Annotated in this window: 19 protein-coding genes and 1 pseudogene; 6 read left to right on the forward strand and 14 right to left on the reverse strand. The window is 71.6% G+C overall.

From position 1 onward, the window contains the following. Positions 1-72 precede the first annotated feature (72 nt). Genes FH610_RS31650 through FH610_RS31670 form a run of 5 tightly spaced genes read right to left on the reverse strand, consistent with a single transcriptional unit; the run spans position 73 to position 7,785 of the window. Positions 73-1,056, reverse strand: coding sequence for a DUF2804 domain-containing protein (locus tag FH610_RS31650; RefSeq protein ID WP_139578884.1), 984 nt, complete (start codon positions 1,054-1,056; stop codon positions 73-75). Next, positions 1,053-2,756 carry a glycoside hydrolase family 2 protein gene (locus FH610_RS31655; RefSeq protein WP_139578885.1) on the reverse strand — a complete coding sequence of 568 codons (1,704 nt, stop codon included), beginning with the start codon at positions 2,754-2,756 and terminating at the stop codon, positions 1,053-1,055. The genes FH610_RS31650 and FH610_RS31655 overlap by 4 nt, the downstream gene beginning before the upstream one ends. Further along, positions 2,746-4,785 carry an alpha-galactosidase gene (locus tag FH610_RS31660; protein WP_205826210.1) on the reverse strand — a complete coding sequence of 680 codons (2,040 nt, stop codon included), beginning with the start codon at positions 4,783-4,785 and terminating at the stop codon, positions 2,746-2,748. Before FH610_RS31660 ends, FH610_RS31655 begins: the two co-directional genes overlap by 11 nt. Beyond that, positions 4,782-6,458 (reverse strand): glycoside hydrolase family 13 protein, encoded by a 1,677-nt coding sequence (locus FH610_RS31665; RefSeq protein WP_139578887.1) that lies wholly within the window; start codon positions 6,456-6,458, stop codon positions 4,782-4,784. The genes FH610_RS31660 and FH610_RS31665 overlap by 4 nt, the downstream gene beginning before the upstream one ends. Next, positions 6,448-7,785, reverse strand: coding sequence for an MFS transporter (locus FH610_RS31670; protein WP_139578888.1), 1,338 nt, complete (start codon positions 7,783-7,785; stop codon positions 6,448-6,450). The genes FH610_RS31665 and FH610_RS31670 overlap by 11 nt, the downstream gene beginning before the upstream one ends. A gap of 74 nt (positions 7,786-7,859) precedes the next feature. Between FH610_RS31670 and FH610_RS31675 the strand changes: the two genes are divergently transcribed. Further along, complete coding sequence (locus tag FH610_RS31675; RefSeq protein WP_139578889.1) at positions 7,860-8,489, forward strand: TetR/AcrR family transcriptional regulator; 630 nt, start codon at positions 7,860-7,862, stop codon at positions 8,487-8,489. Between the two features lie 45 nt (positions 8,490-8,534). Here FH610_RS31675 and FH610_RS31680 read toward each other — a convergent pair whose 3' ends face one another. Then, positions 8,535-9,845 carry an MATE family efflux transporter gene (locus tag FH610_RS31680; protein WP_139578890.1) on the reverse strand — a complete coding sequence of 437 codons (1,311 nt, stop codon included), beginning with the start codon at positions 9,843-9,845 and terminating at the stop codon, positions 8,535-8,537. A gap of 128 nt (positions 9,846-9,973) precedes the next feature. Further along, positions 9,974-10,699 (reverse strand): TetR/AcrR family transcriptional regulator, encoded by a 726-nt coding sequence (locus FH610_RS31685; protein WP_205826211.1) that lies wholly within the window; start codon positions 10,697-10,699, stop codon positions 9,974-9,976. Between the two features lie 106 nt (positions 10,700-10,805). On the opposite strand from FH610_RS31685, the gene FH610_RS31690 reads away from it, so the two are divergent. Beyond that, positions 10,806-11,159 (forward strand): hypothetical protein, encoded by a 354-nt coding sequence (locus FH610_RS31690; protein WP_139578892.1) that lies wholly within the window; start codon positions 10,806-10,808, stop codon positions 11,157-11,159. A gap of 44 nt (positions 11,160-11,203) precedes the next feature. On the opposite strand, the gene FH610_RS31695 is transcribed toward FH610_RS31690, so the two are convergent. Both FH610_RS31695 and FH610_RS44770 read right to left on the reverse strand, forming a co-directional pair. After that, on the reverse strand, positions 11,204-12,298 hold the full coding sequence (locus FH610_RS31695) for a hypothetical protein (RefSeq protein ID WP_167538802.1): 1,095 nt from the start codon (positions 12,296-12,298) through the stop codon (positions 11,204-11,206). A gap of 291 nt (positions 12,299-12,589) precedes the next feature. Further along, positions 12,590-12,715: pseudogene (locus FH610_RS44770) on the reverse strand (cellulose binding domain-containing protein); the annotation flags it as partial. A 124-nt stretch (positions 12,716-12,839) separates the two neighbouring features. Here FH610_RS44770 and FH610_RS31700 point away from each other — a divergent pair. Both FH610_RS31700 and FH610_RS31705 read left to right on the forward strand, forming a co-directional pair. Beyond that, positions 12,840-13,457: a DedA family protein gene (locus FH610_RS31700; protein ID WP_139578894.1), complete on the forward strand. Its 618-nt coding sequence runs from the start codon at positions 12,840-12,842 to the stop codon at positions 13,455-13,457. Positions 13,458-13,613: 156 nt separating this feature from the next. After that, on the forward strand, positions 13,614-14,258 hold the full coding sequence (locus FH610_RS31705; RefSeq protein ID WP_139578895.1) for a response regulator: 645 nt from the start codon (positions 13,614-13,616) through the stop codon (positions 14,256-14,258). Between the two features lie 25 nt (positions 14,259-14,283). Here FH610_RS31705 and FH610_RS31710 read toward each other — a convergent pair whose 3' ends face one another. Beyond that, positions 14,284-15,078: an MBL fold metallo-hydrolase gene (locus tag FH610_RS31710; RefSeq protein ID WP_139578896.1), complete on the reverse strand. Its 795-nt coding sequence runs from the start codon at positions 15,076-15,078 to the stop codon at positions 14,284-14,286. A 142-nt stretch (positions 15,079-15,220) separates the two neighbouring features. On the opposite strand from FH610_RS31710, the gene FH610_RS31715 reads away from it, so the two are divergent. Together FH610_RS31715 and FH610_RS31720 are read left to right on the forward strand one after the other, a co-directional pair. Further along, positions 15,221-16,195, forward strand: a complete 975-nt coding sequence (locus FH610_RS31715) for a helix-turn-helix domain-containing protein (RefSeq protein WP_139578897.1) — start codon at positions 15,221-15,223, stop codon at positions 16,193-16,195. A gap of 81 nt (positions 16,196-16,276) precedes the next feature. Then, complete coding sequence (locus FH610_RS31720; RefSeq protein WP_240809320.1) at positions 16,277-17,035, forward strand: helix-turn-helix domain-containing protein; 759 nt, start codon at positions 16,277-16,279, stop codon at positions 17,033-17,035. Here FH610_RS31720 and FH610_RS31725 read toward each other — a convergent pair. The 4 genes from FH610_RS31725 to FH610_RS43015 form a co-directional block, all read right to left on the reverse strand. Further along, on the reverse strand, positions 16,988-17,641 hold the full coding sequence (locus FH610_RS31725) for a class I SAM-dependent methyltransferase (protein WP_139578899.1): 654 nt from the start codon (positions 17,639-17,641) through the stop codon (positions 16,988-16,990). The genes FH610_RS31720 and FH610_RS31725 overlap by 48 nt on opposite strands. Positions 17,642-17,698: 57 nt before the next feature. Beyond that, positions 17,699-18,763: an alkene reductase gene (locus tag FH610_RS31730; RefSeq protein WP_139578900.1), complete on the reverse strand. Its 1,065-nt coding sequence runs from the start codon at positions 18,761-18,763 to the stop codon at positions 17,699-17,701. A gap of 98 nt (positions 18,764-18,861) precedes the next feature. Continuing rightward, entirely contained in the window at positions 18,862-20,289 is a 1,428-nt protein-coding gene (locus FH610_RS31735) for an MFS transporter (protein WP_139578901.1), read from the reverse strand. After that, positions 20,286-20,459 carry an NADPH-dependent FMN reductase family protein gene (locus FH610_RS43015; protein WP_161628121.1) on the reverse strand — a complete coding sequence of 58 codons (174 nt, stop codon included), beginning with the start codon at positions 20,457-20,459 and terminating at the stop codon, positions 20,286-20,288. Before FH610_RS43015 ends, FH610_RS31735 begins: the two co-directional genes overlap by 4 nt. Positions 20,460-20,499 lie beyond the last annotated feature (40 nt).

The raw sequence follows: 20,499 nt of genomic DNA on the forward strand, positions 1-20,499 counted from the left end.
CTCCACGACGACGCGTACGCGAAGTGCGTGGAGGGGCACCAAGGCCGTCCCCGGCCCGGTGGACCGCGAGGATCACCAGCGGTTGCGGGCCTCCTCGGCCCAGCCGGTGAGGCCGTCGAGGTCCACCCAGGCGCCGTCGTCGGCCCTGGCCCGTCCGGAGAAGTGGCCGAAGCACTGATGCGTCTCGTTGCCCACCAGGCCGAGCTCGGTGCGGGCCGCCTTCTCGTGGAACGGGTGGAACTCCACCTCCACCCGCGGGCCGCTGATCCGCCACGGGCGCAGCCAGTCGGCGCGGTCGTACGACCACTCCAGCTCGTCGCCGATCTTGTGCAGGCGGCCTCCGACGAACAGGCCGTTCTCCGTCGAACCGGTGCCGTCGGTCCACTTGCCGCCGAGCTGGATCGCCCGGCCGGGCCCGCTGCCCGCCGCCCAGTTCCACGTGATCGAGTACGGCCACTTCCCGCGGCCGTGGTCGAGCACCGCGAACGATTCCGCTTCATCGATGGTGAACTCGGCCGATTCGAGCCGCAGCCGCCCGCGCACCGGACGGCCGACGTCCTTCACCGTGTACTGGAACCGGTTCGGCCCCCACGGCACCACCACGCCGAGCGACTCGTGGCCCTCCGGCAGCGGCACCTCCACGTCGAGCTCGACGCCGGGCGCCATGGCCCGGATCGCGCTGCCGGAAGCACTCTGCTCGATGTCGATCGTCACACCGCCGCCCCGTACGGACGCCGTCCCGGCGCCGCTGCGGTCGGGGAAGACGGCGCCGCGGGCCAGCGGCACCACGACGTCCCTTGCGGTCTCCACGCGGGTGTCCCGGTCGAGCACGTACACCCCGTTCACCGCGGCGTAGTCCAGCGACGACGCGACCAGGCCGATGATGTGGCGGGGGGTGACGATCCCCCAGTATTCCCAGCGCTTGCGCCGGCCCCAGCCGCGTAGGTTGCCCCGGTGCAGAGGACGGCGGGTCCAGCCCACCGCGCCGGGGTTGAGCCACCCGTCCGGCAGGCACAGGTCGACCGGCTCGGTGATCTCCCGTTCGTGCGTGGTCATGCGAACCTGAGCCTTTCCGTGATCGAGCGTACGAGGTCCTCGGGGAGCTTGAGCACCGCCCTGTCGTAGGTGAGCAGGCCGTTGATCTCGTCCTCGACGTCGGACACCTGGGTGTAGACGGTCGCGCTCAGGCCGCGCGCGACGGCCGGGATGATCTGTTCCTCGTGCAGCCGGGCGAACGCCTCGCTGAGTGCGTCCGCCGAACGGTACCGCCGGTAGCCGAACTCCTTGTCACCCCAGACATGGCCCTCGACCCGCAGGCTGTACCCGCCGTATTCGGACAACACGAGCACCCGGCCGTCGGGGCGCGGCGGGCGGAACCGGCGGAAGTAGACGTGCAGGCTGCGCAGGTCGCCCGCGCGCTGGTCATGCCAGCCGCTGGCGTGGTCGACCGTACGCGTCGGGTCGAGCCTGGTGAGCTCCGCGGCGATCCGCGCGGCGTCGAACTGGCCCCAGCCCTCGTTGAACGGCACCCAGACCGCCAGGCTCACCACGTTGCGCAGGTGCTCGACCGTGGCGCGCATCTCGGCCTCGAACGCCGTACGGCCCGCCGCGCCGGCCCGGCCGAACCGGCGGTGGCGGCGGTCGTCCAGCCGGACGACGGGCAGGAACGCCGGCGTGGTGATGACCCACGGACGGTACGGCTCGCCGCCGTTGACCATGTCCTGCCAGACGAGGATGCCGAGCCGGTCGCAGTGGTGATACCAGCGCAGCGGCTCGATCTTGATGTGCTTGCGCAGCATCGTGAAGCCGAGCCTTTTCATGGTGGCGATGTCGTGGATCATCGCCTCGTCCGACGGCGGCGTGTAGAGGCCGTCCGGCCAGTAGCCCTGGTCGAGCACCCCGGCGTGGAAATAGGGCCGGCCGTTCAGCAGCAACCGGGGGATGCCGTCGGCGTCCGGCCCGACAGAGAAGGAGCGCATGCCGAAGTAGCTCCGCACGCGGTCCGCGCCGAGCGACACGGTGACGTCGTACAGATGAGGATCTTCGGGGCTCCAGGCGCGCACGTCGGGCAGGGGGACGCGCACGGGCCGCCCGGCCGGCACCGTGACCCGCGCGACCGTCTCGTCTCCGGCCGAGATCTCGACGTCCGCCTCCCCGGCCTCCCCAGGCTCCCCGCCGGACGCGTGGACCGTCACCTCCACGCACGAGTCGTCGAGCAGCGGGGTCAGCGTGAGCCGTTCGACGTGGACCTCGGGCACGCACTCGGTCCAGACCGTCTGCCAGATGCCCGACTGCGCGGTGTACCAGATGCCGCCCCGCCGCAGCCGCTGCTTGCCCCGCGAGCCGTTCCCGGTGTCGTCCCGGACGGCCACGACGAGGATGTTGCCGCTGTCGTGGAGCGCGTCGGTGACGTCGAAGGAGAACGGCAGGTAGCCGCCCTCGTGCCCGCCGACCTCGTCGTCGTTGACCCACACCCGGCAGGTCTGGTCGACCGCGCCGAAGTGCAGGATCACCCGGCCGTCGGCGAAGTCGTCCGGCAGGATGAACCGGCGCCGATACCAGAGGGTCTCGCCGGGAAGCAGCTGCCGGTTCACCCCGGACAGCGGCGCCTCAGGCGAGTACGGCACGAGGATCTCGCCGTCGTACGTCTCGGGGGCGTAGTCCCTGATCGCGTACTCCCACCGGCCGTTCAGGTTGAGGTAGCCGTCGCGGACGAGCTGGGGCCGGGGGTACTCCGGGAGCGGGTTATCCGGCACGGGTGAGCCTCTTCAGTTCGCTGGTGGCGTCGAACGGCCACGGCCGGGGCAGCCCGTGGCTCATCAGCAGCGCGCCGTGGTGCGTCTCCCCGGTGTCCTCGTCGCGGTAGCGGCCGTCCGGATCCAAGCCTTTCAGCCGTACGGGGGCCGTCACGCGGACCAGCGTGGTCGGCCGCCAGGAGAGCACCACGACGTGCGGATCGAGGGTGTACTGCACGGCCCAGTCGCCGAGGCGGTCCATCCGGCCCTCGTGGACGACCGGGCGGATCCGCTTGTACCGCTCGACGAAGTGCTTCGCCTGCTCCAGGTCGGCCGGGTCCCAACGGCGCAGGTCGCCGCCGATGCCGAGCGCCCCGGACATGGCGACGTGGAAGCGGAAGGCGAGCGGCGTCGGCCTGCCGGTGAGCGCGTTGGGGCTGTCGGTCACCCAGGCGCCCATCGTGCAGGCCGGGTAGACCTGGCCGTAGCCGTGCTGGATCGCGATCCGCTGGGCGGCGTCGGTGTTGTCCGAGGTCCAGATCTGCTCGGTGCGGGCGAGCATCCCGAGGTCGGCGCGGCCCCCGCCGCTCGCGCAGCCCTCGATCGTCAGGTGTGGGTGGGCGGCCCGCAGCCGGTCGATCACGGCGTACACGTTCCTGATGTACGCCACCCACACCTCGTCACCGGCCTCGGTGATCGGCCGGTTCATGTCCCACTTCAGGAACGCGATGTCGTTGTGGGTCACCAGCTCGTCCAGCCGGGCGTACGCCCATCCGGCGACGTCGTCCCTGGAGAAGTCGAGCAGGAGTTGGTCGCGCACCTCGGTCGCGCGCCGGTTCGGCTGGCGCAGCACCCACTCCGGGCGCGTGCGGTAGAGCTCGCTGTCGGGATTGACCGACTCCGGCTCCACCCACAGGCCGAACCTCATGCCGAGCCGCTTCACGTGGTCGATCAGCGGGGTGAGGCCGTCGGGGAACCGGTCGGGGTTCGGCCACCAGTCGCCCAGACCGGCCGTCTCGCCCGTACGGCCCGCGAACACGCCCGTACGCCCGCCGAACCAGCCGTCGTCCACCACGAACAGCTCCACGCCGATGCCCGCGGCGAGCTCGGCCAGCTCCATCTGCCGGGCCTGGGAGACGTCGAACCCGGTCGCCTCCCACGAGTTGTAGACCACCGGCCTGACCCGGCCGGGCGCGGGCAGCACGTGGCGGCGGATGTGGTCGTGCCACCGGTGACCGGCCCCGCCGAACCCCTCCGCCGAATAGACCCCGGTGAACACGGGCGTCTCCAGGGATTCGCCGGGTCCGAGCCGCCAGGTCACCCCCTCGTGCCCGAACCCGCCGCTCCAGCCCGCGCGGCCGTCGTGGTCACGTTCGACGGTGATGCGCCAGCTTCCGCTCCAGGCCAGCGCCGCGCTCCACACCTCGCCGCGGTCCTCGGTCGCGTCGCCCGCGTCGAGCATCACCCACGGGTTGGCGTGGTGGCCGCTGTGCCCGCGCCTGCTGGTCAGCACGGTCTCGGCCACGGGCAGTGCCGTACGCCGGACCTGGAACTCCGCGCCCCACTCACCGGTGACGTGGGTCAGCCGGTAGTCCTCACGCCGCGGCACCGCCCACGCCGCCGAGTCGCAGCGCAGGACCGTGATCGGCCCGTCACCGATGTTGCGCAGGGTCGTCCAGCGGTCGACGGCGTCGCTGTCCGGCCTGACCAGGTAGTGCAGGTCGATCTCCAGGGGGTAGTGCCGGTCGGCCATCCTGATCGTCAGGTGGCCGCCGTCGACGTCGTCGCCTTCGATGTCATGACCGAGGTGACGCCACTCGACCCCGCGTACGGCGTCGCCATACCTGACCTGCAGGCCCGCCACACCGAACCGGTCGCCGCCCTCGACGGGCAGTTCCTCGGGTCCGGCGGGCAGCGCGCGGGCCTGGTCGAGCGTGAGCGGCGGCCCCCAGTGCGCGCAGCGCGGCCCGCCGTCCGGCCCGAGCCGGACGGCGTACGCGCTGGACGGGGTGGTGAGCAGCCACAACCCCGGTTCGGTTTCGATGGTCACGACAGCCACACTCCGGTATCGGGCGGCAGCAGGTCGCCGTCGAGTGACCCGCTGGCGAGCAGCACGTCGTGGTGCCAGGCGAGCGGCACCGGCTCGGCGCCGAAGTTCACCATGAGCGTGAAGCCGGGGTCGCGGGCGAGGGCCAGCACGCCGGGGGGCGCGTCCAGCCAGGTCAGGTCGCCGTCGCCGAGCGCGGGGTGGTCACGCCGGATGGCGAGCGCGGCGCGGTAGAGGTTCAGCGTCGAGCCGGGGTCGTCCCGCTGCGCGGCCACGGTCAGCGCCGCCCAGTCCTCCGGCTGCGGCAGCCAGGTGTCGCCGGCTCCGAACGCGTACGGCGGAGTCGTGCCCGACCAGGGGAGGGGCGCCCGGCAGCCGTCCCTGCCGATGAACGTGCGCAGCGTGCGCTCGAACATGGGATCCTGCCGGGCCTCGTCCGGAATGGCGAGATGTTCCGGCAGGCCCAGTTCGTCCCCTTGGTAGATGTAGGCCCCGCCGGGCAGGGCGAGCAGCAGCAGCGCCGCCGCGCGTGCGCGCCTGGTGCCCAGCTCGACGTCGACGTCCATCCGGCCGAGCAGCACCTCCGGGGTCGGCGCGCGGACCAGGTCCTGGTCGACGCCGAACCTGGTCACCATGCGCGGCACGTCGTGGTTGCCCAGCACCCACGGGATCGACCCGCCCGTCTCGCGCGTGAGCCGGTGCGACGCGTCGATGACCGTGCGGAACTCCTCGGCGGACCACGGCGTGGGCATCAGCCCGAAGCCGAACAGCTGGGCCAGCCCGTCTCCCGTCATATAGGGCCTGGCCTGGTCGGGATGGCCGAACCACATCTCCGCCACTGTGCAGACGGGCGTGGTGCAGACGGGCGCGGTGCCACGGTCGCCGGGATGGGAGTCGAGGATCTTCCGCCAGGACCGGTAGAGGTCCAGCAGCTCCGGCTGGTGTTCGTAGGGCATGGACGTGTGACCCGGGGTGAGCGGGCCGCCCTGGCTCCCCGGGACGACGTCGGGCAGGCCGTCCTGTTTGAACAGCATGTTGGCCACGTCGATCCGGAAGCCGGCCACGCCCCGGTCCAGCCAGAACCGCAGCACCCGCTCGAACATGGCGACCACGTCGGGGTGCCGCCAGTTCCAGTCGGGCTGCCCGGAGTCGAACAAGTGCAGGTACCACTGCCCGTCGGGCACCCGGGTCCAGGCCGGGCCGCCGAACACGGACTGCCAGTTGTTCGGCTCGTCACGGAAGACGAACCGCTCGCGCTCGGGACTGCCGGGACCGGCGGCCAGCGCGGCACGGAACCACGGATGCTCGGCCGAGCAGTGGTTGGGAACGATGTCGACGATCACCTTGATGTTCTTCGCCGCGGCCGCGGCCACGAGCGCGTCGAAGTCCGCGAGCGTGCCGTACCGGGGATCGACGTCGCAGTAGTCGGCCACGTCGTAGCCGCCGTCGGCCAGCGGCGAGGGGTAGAACGGGCTCAGCCAGATCGCGTCCACACCCAGGTCGGCCAGGTGGCCGAGGCGGGACAGCACGCCGGGCAGGTCCCCTTCGCCGTCGCCGTTCGCGTCGGCGAAGCTGCGCGGATACACCTGGTAGACCACCGCGTCGCGCCACCAGGCGTCCTGGTCGTACGGACGCCGAGCCGACTTGTCTTCAACGGACTTGTCTTCAGCGGACACCGCGGATCCTCCAGATCAGACAGGCCCCGAGCGTGGCGAAGCCCGCCGCCACGCCGTACATGAGCGGGTAACCGCCGGCCGAGGTCACCAGGGGTGCGGCGATCACCGGGCCGAGCGTGTTGGACGCGGAGTTGGCCAGGCTCACGATGCCGAGGTCCTTGGCCCGGTCGGCGTCGGCGGGCAGCAGCTGGGTGACCATCGCCTGGTCGACGGCGGCGAACATGCCGTAGCCCGCGCCGAGCAGGACGGACGCCGCGATCGCGGCGGTCCAGCTCGTCAGGAGCGTCAGCACCAGTCCCGACGCGGCCATCGTGAGGCCGCCGACGAAGACCGCGGGCCTGCGGCTGCCGTACCGGTCGGACAGCCAGCCCGCGAGCAGGGTCGGCGCGACGCTGCTCAGCGTGAACACCGCCACGAGGACCACGACACCCTGCTCGACGGTCGAACCGGGGAAGAGCCGCTCGTAGTGGACGGCGTCCCGCAGGTAGTACTGCAGATAGCCGATCGCCATCGCGAGCGTGAGGGTGATCAGAAGCCGGCTCAACCAGGACCAGGCGAAGTCGGGGTGCCTTCGCGGGCTCACCCACAGGCCGCGCAGGAAGGACCGCACGTCGAACGGCGGCGCCCCCGCCGTGGCCTCGGCGGGCACGGCGGGCACGGCGGTTCCGGCCGTGGTTCCGGCCGTGGTCCCGGCGGTGACCGCCGCGGTGGCGGCGGAAGGCATTTCCGCGGGTGCACGGGTGAACAGGCCGAACGGCAGCACGAGCAGCAGGATCAGGGCCGCCATCGAGAGAAACCCGGCCTTCGCGCCGGTCAGCAGGACGGTCGCCACGACCCCGCCCAGCAGCGGCCCGGTCAGCTGGCCCACGCCCGCCAGTGCGGAAACCTTGCCCCGCTGACGGACGGGCACCTGATCGGGCACGGTGGCGATGGCCGCGGCCAGGGCGGCGGTGAACGCCAACTGGGCCACCGCCCAGCCGGCGACCAGCCCGGCCAGCGACTCCTGCCAGGCGAGGAACACCAGGGACGCGGCGCAGACCAGCGCTCCCCCCACGATCCAGGGGCGGCGCCGGCCGAACCGGGAACGGGTCCGGTCGGACAGGGCGCCGAACAGCGGGTTGGCGATGATCGTGCAGACCGCGCCGACGGCGAACACGGTCGCCAGCGACGCCTCCTTGTGCACGGGGTCGATGTGCGCCACATGGGAGGGCAGCAGGATCTGGTTGCCGACGGTCATCGCCATGATGACGCCCATCTGGGCGAGCGCCAGCAGGGTCATCCAGCCGGTGGTCACCCGTTCGACGGGCGTGACGCGCACCTCGTCCATGTGAGTCCTTGGGGTTCAAAACATGAGAGGGTGCCACGTTAGAACATGACAGGGCGTTATGTTAAGACTGATCGGTGGACAACCCCGGCGTCCGGCGGCGGCCGGTCCAGAAGCGCAGCATCGACAGGGTCGAGCGCATCCTCGACGCCTGTGCCCGCCTCCTCGACGAGGTGGGCCTCGACGCGCTGACCATCGTCGACGTCGCCAGGCGGGCCGAAGTGCCGAGTGGCACCATCTACCAGTTCTTCGACGGCAAGCCCGGCATGCTGCGCGAGCTGGCACTGCGCAACCTGGAGCTGCTGCTGGTGCGGCTGCGCCGCAGGGTGGCCGCGGAGGGCGCGCTCACCTGGCCGCGCGCGGCGGAGCTCGTCCTGACCGAGACGGTCGAGATGCGCAGGACCGTCCCCGGTTACACGGTGGTCGATTTCGCCGACACCCGGCCCGGCGGGCCGACGTTCCTGCCCCCCGGTGAGGCGAAGGAGGGCGGAGACGTGCTGGCCGAGCGGCTCTACCACTTCGCCCTGAACGAGGCCGGGCTGCCGCCGCTGCCCGATCCCTACCGCGTGATGCGGCTGGCCATCCAGGCCACGGCGGCCGCACTCCAGCTCGCCTTCACGGCCTCGCCGCAGGGTGACCCCGCGATGATCGAGCAGGGGCGCAGGCTCCTGAGGGCCTACTTCGCCGACCTGTCCTCGCTCGGCTGACGACCCTGGCACGCCGATCGGGAGACCGGGCTGTTCGCGCCCGGATCACCGTACGGCGCCGAGCACCGCCCAGCGGCCGGACCGCAGCCTGGCCAGCACGGTGATCATTCGAATCAGCAGGAAGGCCGACAATCCCGACCAGATCCCCACCAGCCCCCAGTCGAATCGCAGCGAGGCCCACACCACCGGCAGGAACCCCAGCACCGCCCCACTCGCCGTCGCCGTACGCAGGTATGCGGCGTCCCCGGCGCCGAGCAGCACTCCGTCCAACGTGAACACGACACCGCCGATCGGCTGCAGCGCGACGAAGAACCACCAGGCGCGGGGCATCTCGGCCAGCACCGTCGCGTCGGCGGTGAGCACGTGGGGGAGGGAACCGGCCAGCGCCGCGAACACCACGCCGAGCAGGGTCCCGAAGACCAGCCCGCAGCCGGTCACCTGCCAGGCCAGGCGGCGGGCCCGTTCCGCGTCGTTCGCGCCGAGCGCGGCCCCGACCAGCGCCTGGGCGGCGATGGCCAGCGCGTCGAGGACGAAGGCCAGGAACATCCAGAGCTGGAACACCACCTGGTGGGCGCCGGCCGCCGCGGCGGAGGTGTGGGCGGCGACCGCGGTCGCCGACACCCAGCACGCCTGGAAGGCCAGGCCGAGCAGCACCAGGTCGCGCGCCAGGCCGAGTTGGGCGCGCATCGCGGCCGGAACCGGAGCGAGCGGCACGCCCTCGGCCCGCAGCGCCCGCACGAACAGGCTCGCGGAGATCGACTGCCCGGCCACGTTGGCGACCGCCGAGCCGTCGATCCCCCAGCCGAGCCCGTACACCAGCGCCGGGCACAGCACGGTGGAGATCACGTTGCCCGTGAGCACGTAGCGCAGTGGGCGCCGCATGTCCTGCACGCCCCGCATCCAGCCGTTCCCGGCCATGGTGACCAGGATCAGCGGAGCGCCGAGCAGGGCGATCCTGAGCCAGCTCACCGCGGCGTCGGCGACCCGGCCGTCACCGGTGAGCAGGCCGGCGACCGGCGCGGCGAGCAGCTGTCCCGCCACGGTGATCACCAGCCCTGCGAGTGCGGCGAGCCAGGTCGCCTGCACCCCCTCGGCCACGGCGTCGGCCCGGCGGCCGGCGCCGTGCAGCCGGGCCGCGCGGGCGGTCGTGCCGAAGGACAGGAACGTCATCTGCGAGGAGATCTGCGCCAGCACGATCCCGCCGACCGACAGCCCCGCGAGCGGCACCGCGCCGAGATGGCCGACCACGGCCGTGTTGACGAGCAGGTAGAGCGGCTCGGCGGCCAGGACTCCGAGCGCGGGCACGGCGAGCGCGAGTATCTGACGCAGCGGGGCCCGGCCCCCGTGCTCATCCATGCGTTCCTCCAGGCAGGCCGACCGGCCGGACGTCGCGGCGAGCCGGATCGGCTCGCCGCAACATCGGGCGACAGGAACGCAATCATCTTGCTATTGCAAATAGTTCGCAACAAGCTCCCCGGTCGCGGTCAGCGGTCGCCGGTTCCTTGACGCGCCGTGGTTTCTTGATGCGCCGTCGGCCCGCTGTCGGCCCGCCGTACGGGACGAGTGGCGGAGGCGGGTGAGTTCAGGACGTCATGCAGGCTGAGCCGGGCGGGCGGCGGGAGGGGGTCGGCCTGTTCGGCGCGGAGTGCGCTGAGCAGGTAGGCGACGAGTCGCCGGGACGCGGCCTCAGCCTCTTCGGCGGAGCCGGTGATGACGCCGCAGTTGGCCATGAGCAGCAGGGCGAGGTCGTCCGGCGAGAAGTCGGCGCGCAGCCGCCCGGCCGCCTTGGCGCGTCGCGTCAGTTCGGCGAAGGCCTGTATGGCGCGGTCGCGCTCCCGCTCGATCTCGATCGCCTCGGGGAACGCCGCGACGAAGGCCGTGCTGAAGCCACGGTCGGCGGCGTGCATGCCGCAGATCTTTTCGATGGCCGTACAGAACCCGCGCCATGGGTCCGGATCGGCCAGCGCGTCGTCGACTACCGACACGCATGCCTCGAACTGATCGGCGAACACCTCGGTGACCAGTGCTTCCTTGGTGGGGAAGCGGCGGTAGAGCGTCGCTACCCCGACGCCGGCATGCCGGGCGATCGTTGCCATCGGCACGTCGAGCCCGCGGTCGGCGAACAACCGGCGGGCGACCTCGACGATGCGGTCACGATTCTGCCTGGCGTCGGCGCGCAGTCCCAGGGCCCCCTCCGGGACGGCCGGCATCCGAGACGCCTCAGCGCTCATGTTTCTCACTTCGGGTTAAGTGGACAAGGCTCTCCACTTAGCAGGTTACGTTGGCGGCGAGAGACATCGTCGCGATGGAGGTTCTGTGCGATATCGGAGGCCGCTTCCGAGGCGAGCGATCGGCCGTTTCAACTCCTGCGTGCTGGCGTTGCGCTCGTCTCCCCGGTGGGGGCGGCTGATCAGCAGACGCCTCACGGTCGTCACCTACACGGGACGCCGCTCGGGACGCACCTTCAGCACGCCCGTCGCCTTCCGGCGCGCGGGTGACACCGTCACGATCGGCGTCCAGCTCCCCGACGCCAAGACGTGGTGGCGCAACTTCCTGGGCGAGGGCGGCCCGATATCGCTGCAGATAGACGGGATCGACCGCACCGGTCATGCCGTCGCCGGACGTGACGAAGCGGGTCGCGTGAGCGTCACCGTCCGTCTGGAACAGTGACAGGCCGGCCCTCGCCGGGAGGCGAGGGCCGGCCTCAGGGTCGATCAGGACGTGGGAGTCGGGGTCGGCGTGTTCGTGAGCGTGGGCTCGGGGGTGGGTGGCGCGGTCTCGGTGGGAGTCGCGGATTCCGTGGGGGACGTGGCCGGGTCCGGTGTCGCGGCCGGCGGTTCCGTGGGGATGGCCGTCGGCGTCGGACAGGGCTCAGGGGTGCGCCAGGCGGGCTTCCCCGAGTGCCACTTCAGCGAGTGCGGAGAGCTCTTGGCGAAGTACCACAGACGCCTGCTCGGCCGCGAGAGGTCGAAGACGTAGGCGGCCGCCGCCGTCTCCCCCTGAGGGGCGGCGGGCGTCGTCTCCTCGGTCTGCGGGGGAATGGAGCCCGTCTGTCCAGGGGGAGCTGCGGGAGCCGTGGCGGTCTCACTCGGAAGAGGAACGGGGGTGCCTTCCGCAGGTGCAGGCGTGCCCTCGGAAGGGGCCGGCGTGCTTTCCGAGAGCGTCGGCGTGGCCTCGGGAGCTGTGGGTGTGGTTTCGGGAGCCGTCGGTGTGGTTTCGGGAGCCGTCGGCGGAGACGGAACCGGAGTCGGGCTCGGCGGGGTGGGGGCCGGCGTGCCGGGCTGGACGGCCGCGATCACCGAGATCCAGGCGTCCTGCCGGATGTCGCCGCCCCGGCGGGCGGTGAGCACCCGCGTGGAGTCGCCGATCGCGTACGACCGCTCGAAGCCGTCCTGGCTGCGTACCGTGATCGAGTCGTCGGCCACGGCGACGGCCTGCCCGGTCTGGGTGAACACCGTGACGGTGCCGCATCCGTCCTTGGCCGGCACGACCACCTCGCCGTGCAGCGCACCGAGGAACGGGCCCACCAGGGGCACCTCGGTGGTAGGGGTCGCCGTGGGGGAGTCGGTGGCGGTCTCGGCCGGGGTGGCCGTCGGCGTGATCGTCACGGTGGCCGTCACGACAGGATCCGACGTCTCGGCCGGCGGGGTGACGGGGGTGGCGGCGGAGGCCGCCGTCGCTCCGGCGCCGACGGACGCCGTCAGCACGAACGCGGTCGCGAGGATCATGGGTTGGGAGATGCGCCGGCGCGGCCCGCCCGGTCCGGACAACAGTCCTTTCTCCAGGCGGTGGGGGTTGGTCGGCTTCACCGTTCCTCCGTATCGTTCGATTCGATGGTCTCCGCCGAATGGGGCGGCGGTCGTACCGGAGCGCTTTGCCCCGATACCCGACTGAAGCGACCGGCAAATTTGTTGCCAAACCGTGTCACTTCCGATGGATTGTGGAGACCTTCCCCATATGCGCCGCATCCATGCGGGTGAATCCGCGGCCGTGCGGCGACTCGGTTGCTTTCGGCAGGTCGCAGGGGATGAACCGATTTGAGATTCGGACGTCATCTGAGACGGCCACGCGACGGATGGCACGACGGCCCCCGTGGATGCCCCGGCGCCGAGGCTGCCGTTGTAGCTCACGTCGCGGGCGGTCACGCTGGATCCGCTGCTGCCGATGGTCGCGTTCCAGGCGTCGGTGACGGTCTGGCCGTCGGCGAAGGTCCACGTCACGGTCCACGGCCGCGTGGCGGCTGGTGGTGAAGGTGCTTCCTCAGGGCCGTGGCGGGTGTGGTTTCCCGCACCCTCGAACGGCCATCCGCCTCATGGTGGCTCCACACTGATCATTCCTAGTCTCAGGCGCATGACGGATTGGCTGATTCACCTGATGGAGCTGCTCGGCGCGCCGGGAGCCGGGATTGCGATCGCGCTGGAGAACCTCTTCCCGCCCCTCCCCAGCGAGGTGATCCTGCCGCTGGCCGGTTTCACCGCCTCCCGGGGAGAGATGGACCTGTTCGCCGTGCTGCTGTGGACCACCGCCGGTTCGGTGATCGGGGCGCTGGCGCTGTACTGGGTGGGCGCGCTGCTCGGCCGCGAGCGCACGCTGGCCCTGGCCGCCCGGATCCCGCTGCTGAAGGTCTCCGACGTCGCCAAGACCGAGGCGTGGTTCCTCAAGCACGGGCGCAAGACGGTGTTCTTCGGCCGGATGATCCCGATCTTTCGCAGCCTGATCTCCGTTCCCGCCGGCGTGGAACGCATGCCGCTGGGCGTCTTCACGCTCCTGACCACGGCTGGGAGCCTGCTCTGGAACACCCTCTTCGTGCTGGCCGGCTGGACGCTCGGCGAGAACTGGTCGCTGGTGGAGAAGTACGTCAACGTGGGCACCAATGCGGTCATCGCGGCGGTGCTGCTGGCCGTTCTGGTCTTCGTGGGCGTACGGCTGAGTGAGCGGCGCAAGGGGCGGCATGCGGTGCGCGGTTAGGGGGACGCGGCCCGTCGGCCTGGCCATCGGGGCCACCCTGGTCACCATTGAGGTACCGCAGGAGGGCAGCATGGGCATCGTGCGAGTGGAGGACGACGGCATGGGCGGAGCCGATGCGACCGGCGGCGGGCCGACTGTGATCGAGGCGGAGCCACCGTGCGCGTGATGCTGGCCGAGGACTCTGCCCTGTTGCGTGAGGGCCTCGTGCGGCTGCTCAAGGAGGAAGGCCACGACGTCCTGGCCGCAGTGGGCGACGCCGACGCGCTCCTGGAGGCGGTGGACGGCGACAGCCCCGACGCGGTGGTGGTCGACGTGCGGATGCCGCCCACCCACACCGACGAGGGCCTGCGCGCCGCCCTGGAGATCCGGCGGCGCCGGCCGGAGGTCAAGGTGCTGGTGCTGTCGCAGTACGTCGAGAAGAAGTACGCCACCGAGCTGATGAGCGGCAGCATCGACGGGGTCGGCTATCTGCTCAAGGACCGCGTGGCCCAGGTCGGCGACTTCCTGGACGCGCTGGAGCGGGTGGGCGCGGGCGGGACGGCGTTCGACCCGGAGGTGGTGCGTCAGTTGCTCGCGCGCACCAGCCACGCCGACCCGCTGGCCCAGCTCACCGCCCGCGAGCGTCAGGTGCTGGAGCTCATGGCCCAGGGCCTGACCAACGCCTCGATCGCCCAATCCCTGCACGTGTCGCAGAGCGCGGTGGAAAAGCACGTCAACGCCCTGTTCGACAAGCTCGCGCTGTCGCACACGACCGGGTACAGCCGCCGCGTCCTGGCCGTCCTGCGCTACCTCGGCTCCTGAGCCCGCCGCGGTTCGCCGCGGCCGGTCAGGTGGTCGCGACCGTGAGCACGGTGCGCCGGCCCGGGTGCAGGAGGGTGAGCCGGTCGGTGAGTCCGGCCTGCGCGAAGGCCTCGGCGAGTGTGTCGGCCCCTTCGGTGAAGTGGCGCCAGCTGTCGAAGTGCAGCGGGACGACGTGCGACGCGCCGAGCATCCGGGCGGCTTCGGCCGTCTGCGCGCTGGTGAGGGTGAGGTAGGCGTCGCCGAGGAGAGCGGTCTTGGCCGCTCCGGCGAACAGGATGGCGACGTCGACGGCGAACCGTTCGGCGATCTGGGCGACGAGGTCGAGCGAGGCGTTGTCGCCGCTGACGTACACGGTCGGCGTTCCGTGGCCGGACAGCACGAATCCGGCGACCTCCCCGACGATGGGCTCGCTGCCCTCGGGACCGTGCAGAGCGGGCACCCGGGTGACGCGCAGCGTCGAGCCGCCGGGCCGTGGCAGGTCCACGTGCTCCCAGACGGGCACGGCGCGGGTGGCACCGCCCAGCCGGCCGGCCGCGCTCGCGGTGGTGAGCACGAGCGGGACCCGGCCGAGGTAGTCGCGACCGCTGACGTCGAGGTTGTCCCTGTGCTGGTCGTGGGAGAGCAGCACGGCGTCGACGGGGCCGATTTCCGCGGGCGTCAGCGCGGTGGGCGCGGTCTTGACCAGGACCCGTCCCGGGCCCGTCACGTACTCGCGGGGAGGGTCGAAGGTGGGGTCGGTGAGCAGGCGCAGCCCGCCGATCTCCAGGATCGCGGTCGGTCCGCCCAAGGCGTGGACGCTGATCTGCGATGCGACGGTCATGACGGTCCTTTGCGGCTTGACGGGCTGAGATGTGCGCTCCGGTGAGGAGCGCTCTGCGGACGATCGTCGAACGTACGGCCGCCGGAGAGTGAGTGGCGTGAAAGCCGTCGTGCGATAGATTCAAGCCAACCCGGGAGGAGCGATGAGCCGACGTGACCCGCTGACCATCGCGGTGCTGATGTTCGACCAGGCGCCGCTGTTCGAGACCAGCGTCCCGATCAGCGTGTTCGGCGCCGATCGCAGCGACATGGGCGTCCCCCGCTTCGACCTGCGTGCCGTCGGCGGTGACCCCGGCCCGCTCACCACCACCGGCGGGATCCGACTGACCGCGCCGTACGGGCTGGACGCGCTGGCAGACGCCGCCACCGTCGTCGTGCCGAGCTGGCGAGGCCCGGCCCAGCGCCCTCCGGAACCGGCACTCGCCGCCCTGCGCGACGCGCACGCCGACGGCGCCACCGTCGTCGGGTTGTGCCGTGGCGCGTTCGTGCTCGCCGCGGCCGGGCTGCTGAACGGCCGCCGCGCGGCCACCCACTGGCTTTACGCACCCGCCCTCGCCGCCGCCTACCCCGACGTACAGGTGGACGCCTCAGTGCTGTTCGTCGACGACGGCGACCTGATCACCTCGGCCGGGACCGCCGCCGGCATCGACGCCTGCCTGCACCTGGTGCGGCGCCGGTTCGGTGCCCAGGTCGCCAACACCATCGCCCGCCGCATGGTCGTGCCTCCGCAACGCAGCGGCGGCCAGGCGCAGTACATCGAACACCCGCTGCCCGACCCCGACACCAACGATCCGCTCGGCGAGATCCTCAGCCACGCCATCCATCACCTCGACGACCCCGACCTGGACGTCGACTCCCTGGCCGGACACGCCCTGATGAGCCGCCGGAGCTTCGACCGCCGATTCCGCGAGCTCACCGGCACCTCCCCACTCCAATGGCTGCTCACTCAACGGATCATGCGAGCCCAACGGCTGCTGGAGACCACCGACCTCAGCGTCGACGCCATCGCCCGCAACGTCGGCTTCACCAACGGCATCGCCCTGCGCCCTCACTTCCGCCGCATCCTCGGTGTCGCTCCACAGACCTACCGCGACACCTTCCACGCCCGCACCGCCTGACCGGGGGACGGACGACCGTCGATGACGAACGACAGAGCCGGTCGCGGCAGACGCGAAGGCGGACGAGGGCAGGGCGGTCTCGTGAACCCCGCAGCGGGCGCCCTCGCCCGGACGGAAACGACGTCGCGTTTCGATGTCGGCCACGGCTACGCGCTCTATCAGGGGCCGTCGTGGGACAGCGGCTTTCACCGTCACGCCGCTTTCCAGATCGTCGTCGCCGTCGCGGGTGAAGCCGCCATGGTGGACGCCTCCGGCGTCTGTCACCGCGCCGTGGCGCTTGTGGTGCCGCCCATGGTGCGGCATCGGATGCTGGCGACGACGGACCTGCGTGTCTTCTTCGTGGAACCGCAGTGCGCCTTCGCCGACCGGTTGCGCGAGCGCTGCGTCTCCGGGCGCTGGGGCTCCGGGATCAGCGCGGCTCCCGAACTGCGCGAGCTCAGCGAGGAGGATGTCCGCCTCGCCGGCGCGCGACCGTCCGGTGAGCTCGACCCCCGGCTGCTCGCGGCGATGGACGCGCTGGCGGACGGGCCGGTCTCGATGCCGGATCTGGCCGCGCGGGTGGACATGTCCCCCCAGCGGCTGCGCGGCCTGGTCCGCAGCCAGTTGGGCATGCCGCTGACGCGCTGGCGCGTGTGGGGCCAGCTGCGGCGGACGGTGGAGGCGCTGCGGGCGGGGCGGTCGCTGGCGGAGGCGGCGGCCGTGAGCGGTTTCGCCGACCAGGCGCATCTGACGCGATGGATGCGGGAGATGATGGGGCTCACCCCGGCGGTCGTGCTGCCGGTGCTGCGCCCGTCACTCGCGGAAGGCGACGTAGACCGAGATCGAACCGGTGACCGTTGACACCACCTCGGCCTCCCGCACATCGCCGAAACCGGCCTCGGCCATCAGCTCCGGCAGCACACCCTCGGCGTTCGGGCGGGTGTCCTCGACGCCGTCGGCGAACTGCACCATCCGGAACCCCAGCCGCATCAGCCGCGTGCGCTGCAACCCGTAATCGGCGACGACGAGTTTGCCGCCCGGCCGCAGCACCGCGCGCATCGAGGAGAGTATGGCCCGCTTCGTCGCCATCGGGCACTGGTGCAGCACCAAGGTGGACACCACCGTGTCCGCCGCGCCGGCGCCCACGATCTCCGGCAGCGCGTCGCCCATGCCGGTCTCCCACCGCACCGTCGCGCCGACGGCCTCGGCCTTGCGCCGGGCGAGCGCCAGCACCCCCTGATCCGGGTCTATCGCCACCACCCGCGCCCGCGGCTCGGTGCGGTTCAGCAACAGCGCCGTGGACCCGGTGCCGCACCCCACATCGACGATCACATCCTCCGGGCGCGGCGCGACGTGCATGACGGTCAGCGCCCGCCACAGCCGCTCCCTGGTCAGCGTGACGACGGGGTCGTAGAAACGCGTGGACGCGAAGCGGCCCAGCGCCGGAGTGAAAGCCTGTTCGGTCATGCCCAGCAGACTCGCATCGGGAGACCGTGCGGTCTTGAACGAACCGCTCACCCTCGGTCAGGCGGGCAGAGCCGGATAATCGGTGTAGCCGGCCGCGTCGCCGCCGTAGAAGGTGGCCGGGTCCGCGGCGTTGAGAGGGGAGCCGGTCGCCAGGCGTCGGGGCAGGTCGGGATTGGCGAGGAAGAGCCGCCCGAAGGCGATCAGGTCAGCGGTCCCGTCGTCGATCAGCGCGAGTTCCTCAGGACCGGTCGGGCGGGCGCCGGTGTGGGGATTGAGGATGAAGGCGCCGGGGAACCGCCGTCGCATGGCGTGCGTCAGTTCCCGGTGCCCGGCCTCCATGACGTGCAGATACGCCAGGTCCAGGGCGGCTGTCCGCTGTACGAGCGCCTCGTAGACGGGGTGCGGGTCGGGTTCGTCGATGTCGTTGTTGGTCGTTCCGGGCGACAGGCGCAGGCCGGTGCGGGCACCGCCGATCGCGGAGACGACCGCGGAGACCACCTCCACGGCGAACCGGACGCGGCCCGGGGCCGACCCGCCCCAGCCGTCGGTGCGCCGGTTGGTGTTGGGGGCGAGGAACTGGTGGATCAGGTAGCCGTTGGCGCCGTGCAGTTCCACCCCGTCGAAGCCCGCCTCGACGGCGTTACGCGCGGCGCTCGCGAAGTCGGCGATGGTCTGCTCGATCTCGGTGGCCTCCAGTTCGCGCGGGAGGACGAAGTCCTTCACGCCGTCGGGCGTGAACACCTGGCCCCGCGCGGCGACCGGCGACGGCGCCACCGGGGTCAGTCCGTCGGGCAGCAGGACGGGGTGGCCGATCCGGCCGGTGTGCAACAGCTGAGCGAAGATCTTTCCGCCCGCGGCATGCACCGCGTCGGTCACCTTGCGCCAGGCGGCGGCCTGCTCGGCGGAGTGCAGGCCGGGCGTGAACGGATACCCCTGACCCGTCACCGACGGCTGGATGCCCTCCGTGATGATCAGACCAGCGGAGGCGCGCTGAGCGTAGTACTCCGCCGTCAGTTCCGTCACCAGCCCGCCGTAGGCGCGGCTGCGGGTCATCGGTGCCATGGCTATCCGGTTCGCGAGTTGCGTGCCGCCGACGGTGATCGGGTCGAACGCGCTGGTCATAGCTGTCTCCTCATCATTGGTTGGGTTGCCGAGCACGGTGTGGCGCGGGGTCGTACGTACAGGGGGTGCGGCGAGTGAGGACGCGGCGTCGCCGGCCGTCAGCCGAGTCGGCGCCGCGGCAGGAGCACGCTGACGACCGCGATGGCCAGGCCGAGCCCGGCCGCGATGAGAAAGACCAGGTCGTATCCGGCGGCGAGGGCGGCGGCCGGGGAACTCGCGCCGATTTCCGAGGCGGCTCTGGCGCCGGCGGCGGTCGCGAGCACCGCCAGGCCGATCGACCCGCCTACCTGACCGGCGGTCTGGGCCAGGCCGCCGACGGCCCCCGCGTCGCCCTCGGGAACGTCGGCGGTCGCCGCGACCATGAGGGTGGGGAAGGTCAGCCCGATGCCGGCCGCGATGAGCAGCGTGGGCCCGAGCACGCCGGTGACGTAGCCGCTGTCGGTGTGGGCCTGGGCGAGCCAGCCGAAACCGGCCAGGAAACAGGCACTGCCCGCCGGCACCAGGGGGCGCACACCGGTTCGCGGCAGCAGGGCGGCGGCCAACCGGGCGATCAACATGAACACCACCGCCGCGGGTGTCTGCCCGAGCCCGGCTTGCAGCGCACTGTAGCCGAGTACGTTCTGCAGGAAGAGCGACGTGAAGTACCACATCGCGATGGAAATCCCGCCGAACAGCAGCAGCATGCCGTTGCCGACGGCCACTCCCCGGATCCTGAACAGCCGCAGAGGCACCATCGGCCGTCCGGCGAAACGTGACTCCACCACGACGAAGACGCCGAGCAGCAGCAGGCCCGCCACTAGCGGCCCGACGACCGGCCCGGACGTCCAGCCGTGATCGGCGCTCCGCATGACCCCGTAGACCAGCGCGGCCAGCCCCGCCGTCCCGGTGACCGCGCCGATGAGATCGAGCGACTCCCGCCGGCCGGTGCGCGCGCCGGCCGGCGACATCATGGCCACGACGACCAGCACGGCGCCGATCGGCACGTTGATGAGGAAGACCCAGCGCCACGACAGGCCGGTGGTGATGGCGCCGCCGGCGACCGCGCCGACCATCCCGCCCACGCCGCCCGAGGCGGACCATGCGCCGAACGCCCTGGCACGCGCGTTCGGCTCGGTGAAGGAGGTGTTGATCACGGCCAGTGTCGCCGGGGCCATCATGGCGGCTCCGATGCCCTGCGCGACGCGGGCCGCCACCAGGACCTGCGGAGTGGTCGCCAGGCCACCGGCCAGGCTCGCGGCGGAGAACAACAACAGTCCGGCGGCCAGAATCCGGCGCGGGCCGAACAGATCGGCGGCGCGGCCACCCAGCAGCATGAAGCCGGCGAAGGTAAGCAGGTAGCCGTTCACCACCCAGGCCAGGCCGGTCGGCGTGAAACCGAGGTTCTCGCGGACCGAGGGCAGGGCGACGTTGACGATGGACGCGTCCAGGATGACCATGAACTGGCAGGCGCACGCCAGTGACAGGACCAGCCAGGCGAGGCCGGCCTGCGGCCTGACCCGTGGCGTTCCGGTGCCGGTGCTTGTCATGAGTTCTTCTTCCTTGCCGACCCGCCGGTCACGCGGTCGGGGGGCGGTCCGGCGACCGGTCGCAGCCGCATCCTGGTCCCGGCCGAGGCGGCGCCCCCGGCGACGACCTGCGCGAATGCGTGCGGAGTGCCTGTCCCGCTGTCCCAGATCACGGCGATCTTCACGGTCATGTCTGGAGCCCCGATGTCGTGTAGAATAAGTTATGCGAAT

The sequence above is a fragment of the Microbispora catharanthi genome, from assembly GCF_006334915.2.
Classification (GTDB): domain Bacteria; phylum Actinomycetota; class Actinomycetes; order Streptosporangiales; family Streptosporangiaceae; genus Microbispora; species Microbispora catharanthi.

Coding starts and splice junctions, on each gene's coding strand:
- FH610_RS31650 (WP_139578884.1), bottom strand. CDS start 1,056: ATGACCACGCACGAACGGGAGATCACCGAGCCGGTCGACCTGTGCCTG.
- FH610_RS31670 (WP_139578888.1), bottom strand. CDS start 7,785: ATGGACGAGGTGCGCGTCACGCCCGTCGAACGGGTGACCACCGGCTGG.
- FH610_RS31680 (WP_139578890.1), bottom strand. CDS start 9,845: ATGGATGAGCACGGGGGCCGGGCCCCGCTGCGTCAGATACTCGCGCTC.
- FH610_RS31685 (WP_205826211.1), bottom strand. CDS start 10,699: ATGCCGGCCGTCCCGGAGGGGGCCCTGGGACTGCGCGCCGACGCCAGG.
- FH610_RS31700 (WP_139578894.1), top strand. CDS start 12,840: ATGACGGATTGGCTGATTCACCTGATGGAGCTGCTCGGCGCGCCGGGA.
- FH610_RS31710 (WP_139578896.1), bottom strand. CDS start 15,078: ATGACCGTCGCATCGCAGATCAGCGTCCACGCCTTGGGCGGACCGACC.
- FH610_RS31715 (WP_139578897.1), top strand. CDS start 15,221: ATGAGCCGACGTGACCCGCTGACCATCGCGGTGCTGATGTTCGACCAG.
- FH610_RS31725 (WP_139578899.1), bottom strand. CDS start 17,641: ATGACCGAACAGGCTTTCACTCCGGCGCTGGGCCGCTTCGCGTCCACG.
- FH610_RS31730 (WP_139578900.1), bottom strand. CDS start 18,763: ATGACCAGCGCGTTCGACCCGATCACCGTCGGCGGCACGCAACTCGCG.
- FH610_RS31735 (WP_139578901.1), bottom strand. CDS start 20,289: ATGACAAGCACCGGCACCGGAACGCCACGGGTCAGGCCGCAGGCCGGC.
- FH610_RS43015 (WP_161628121.1), bottom strand. CDS start 20,459: ATGACCGTGAAGATCGCCGTGATCTGGGACAGCGGGACAGGCACTCCG.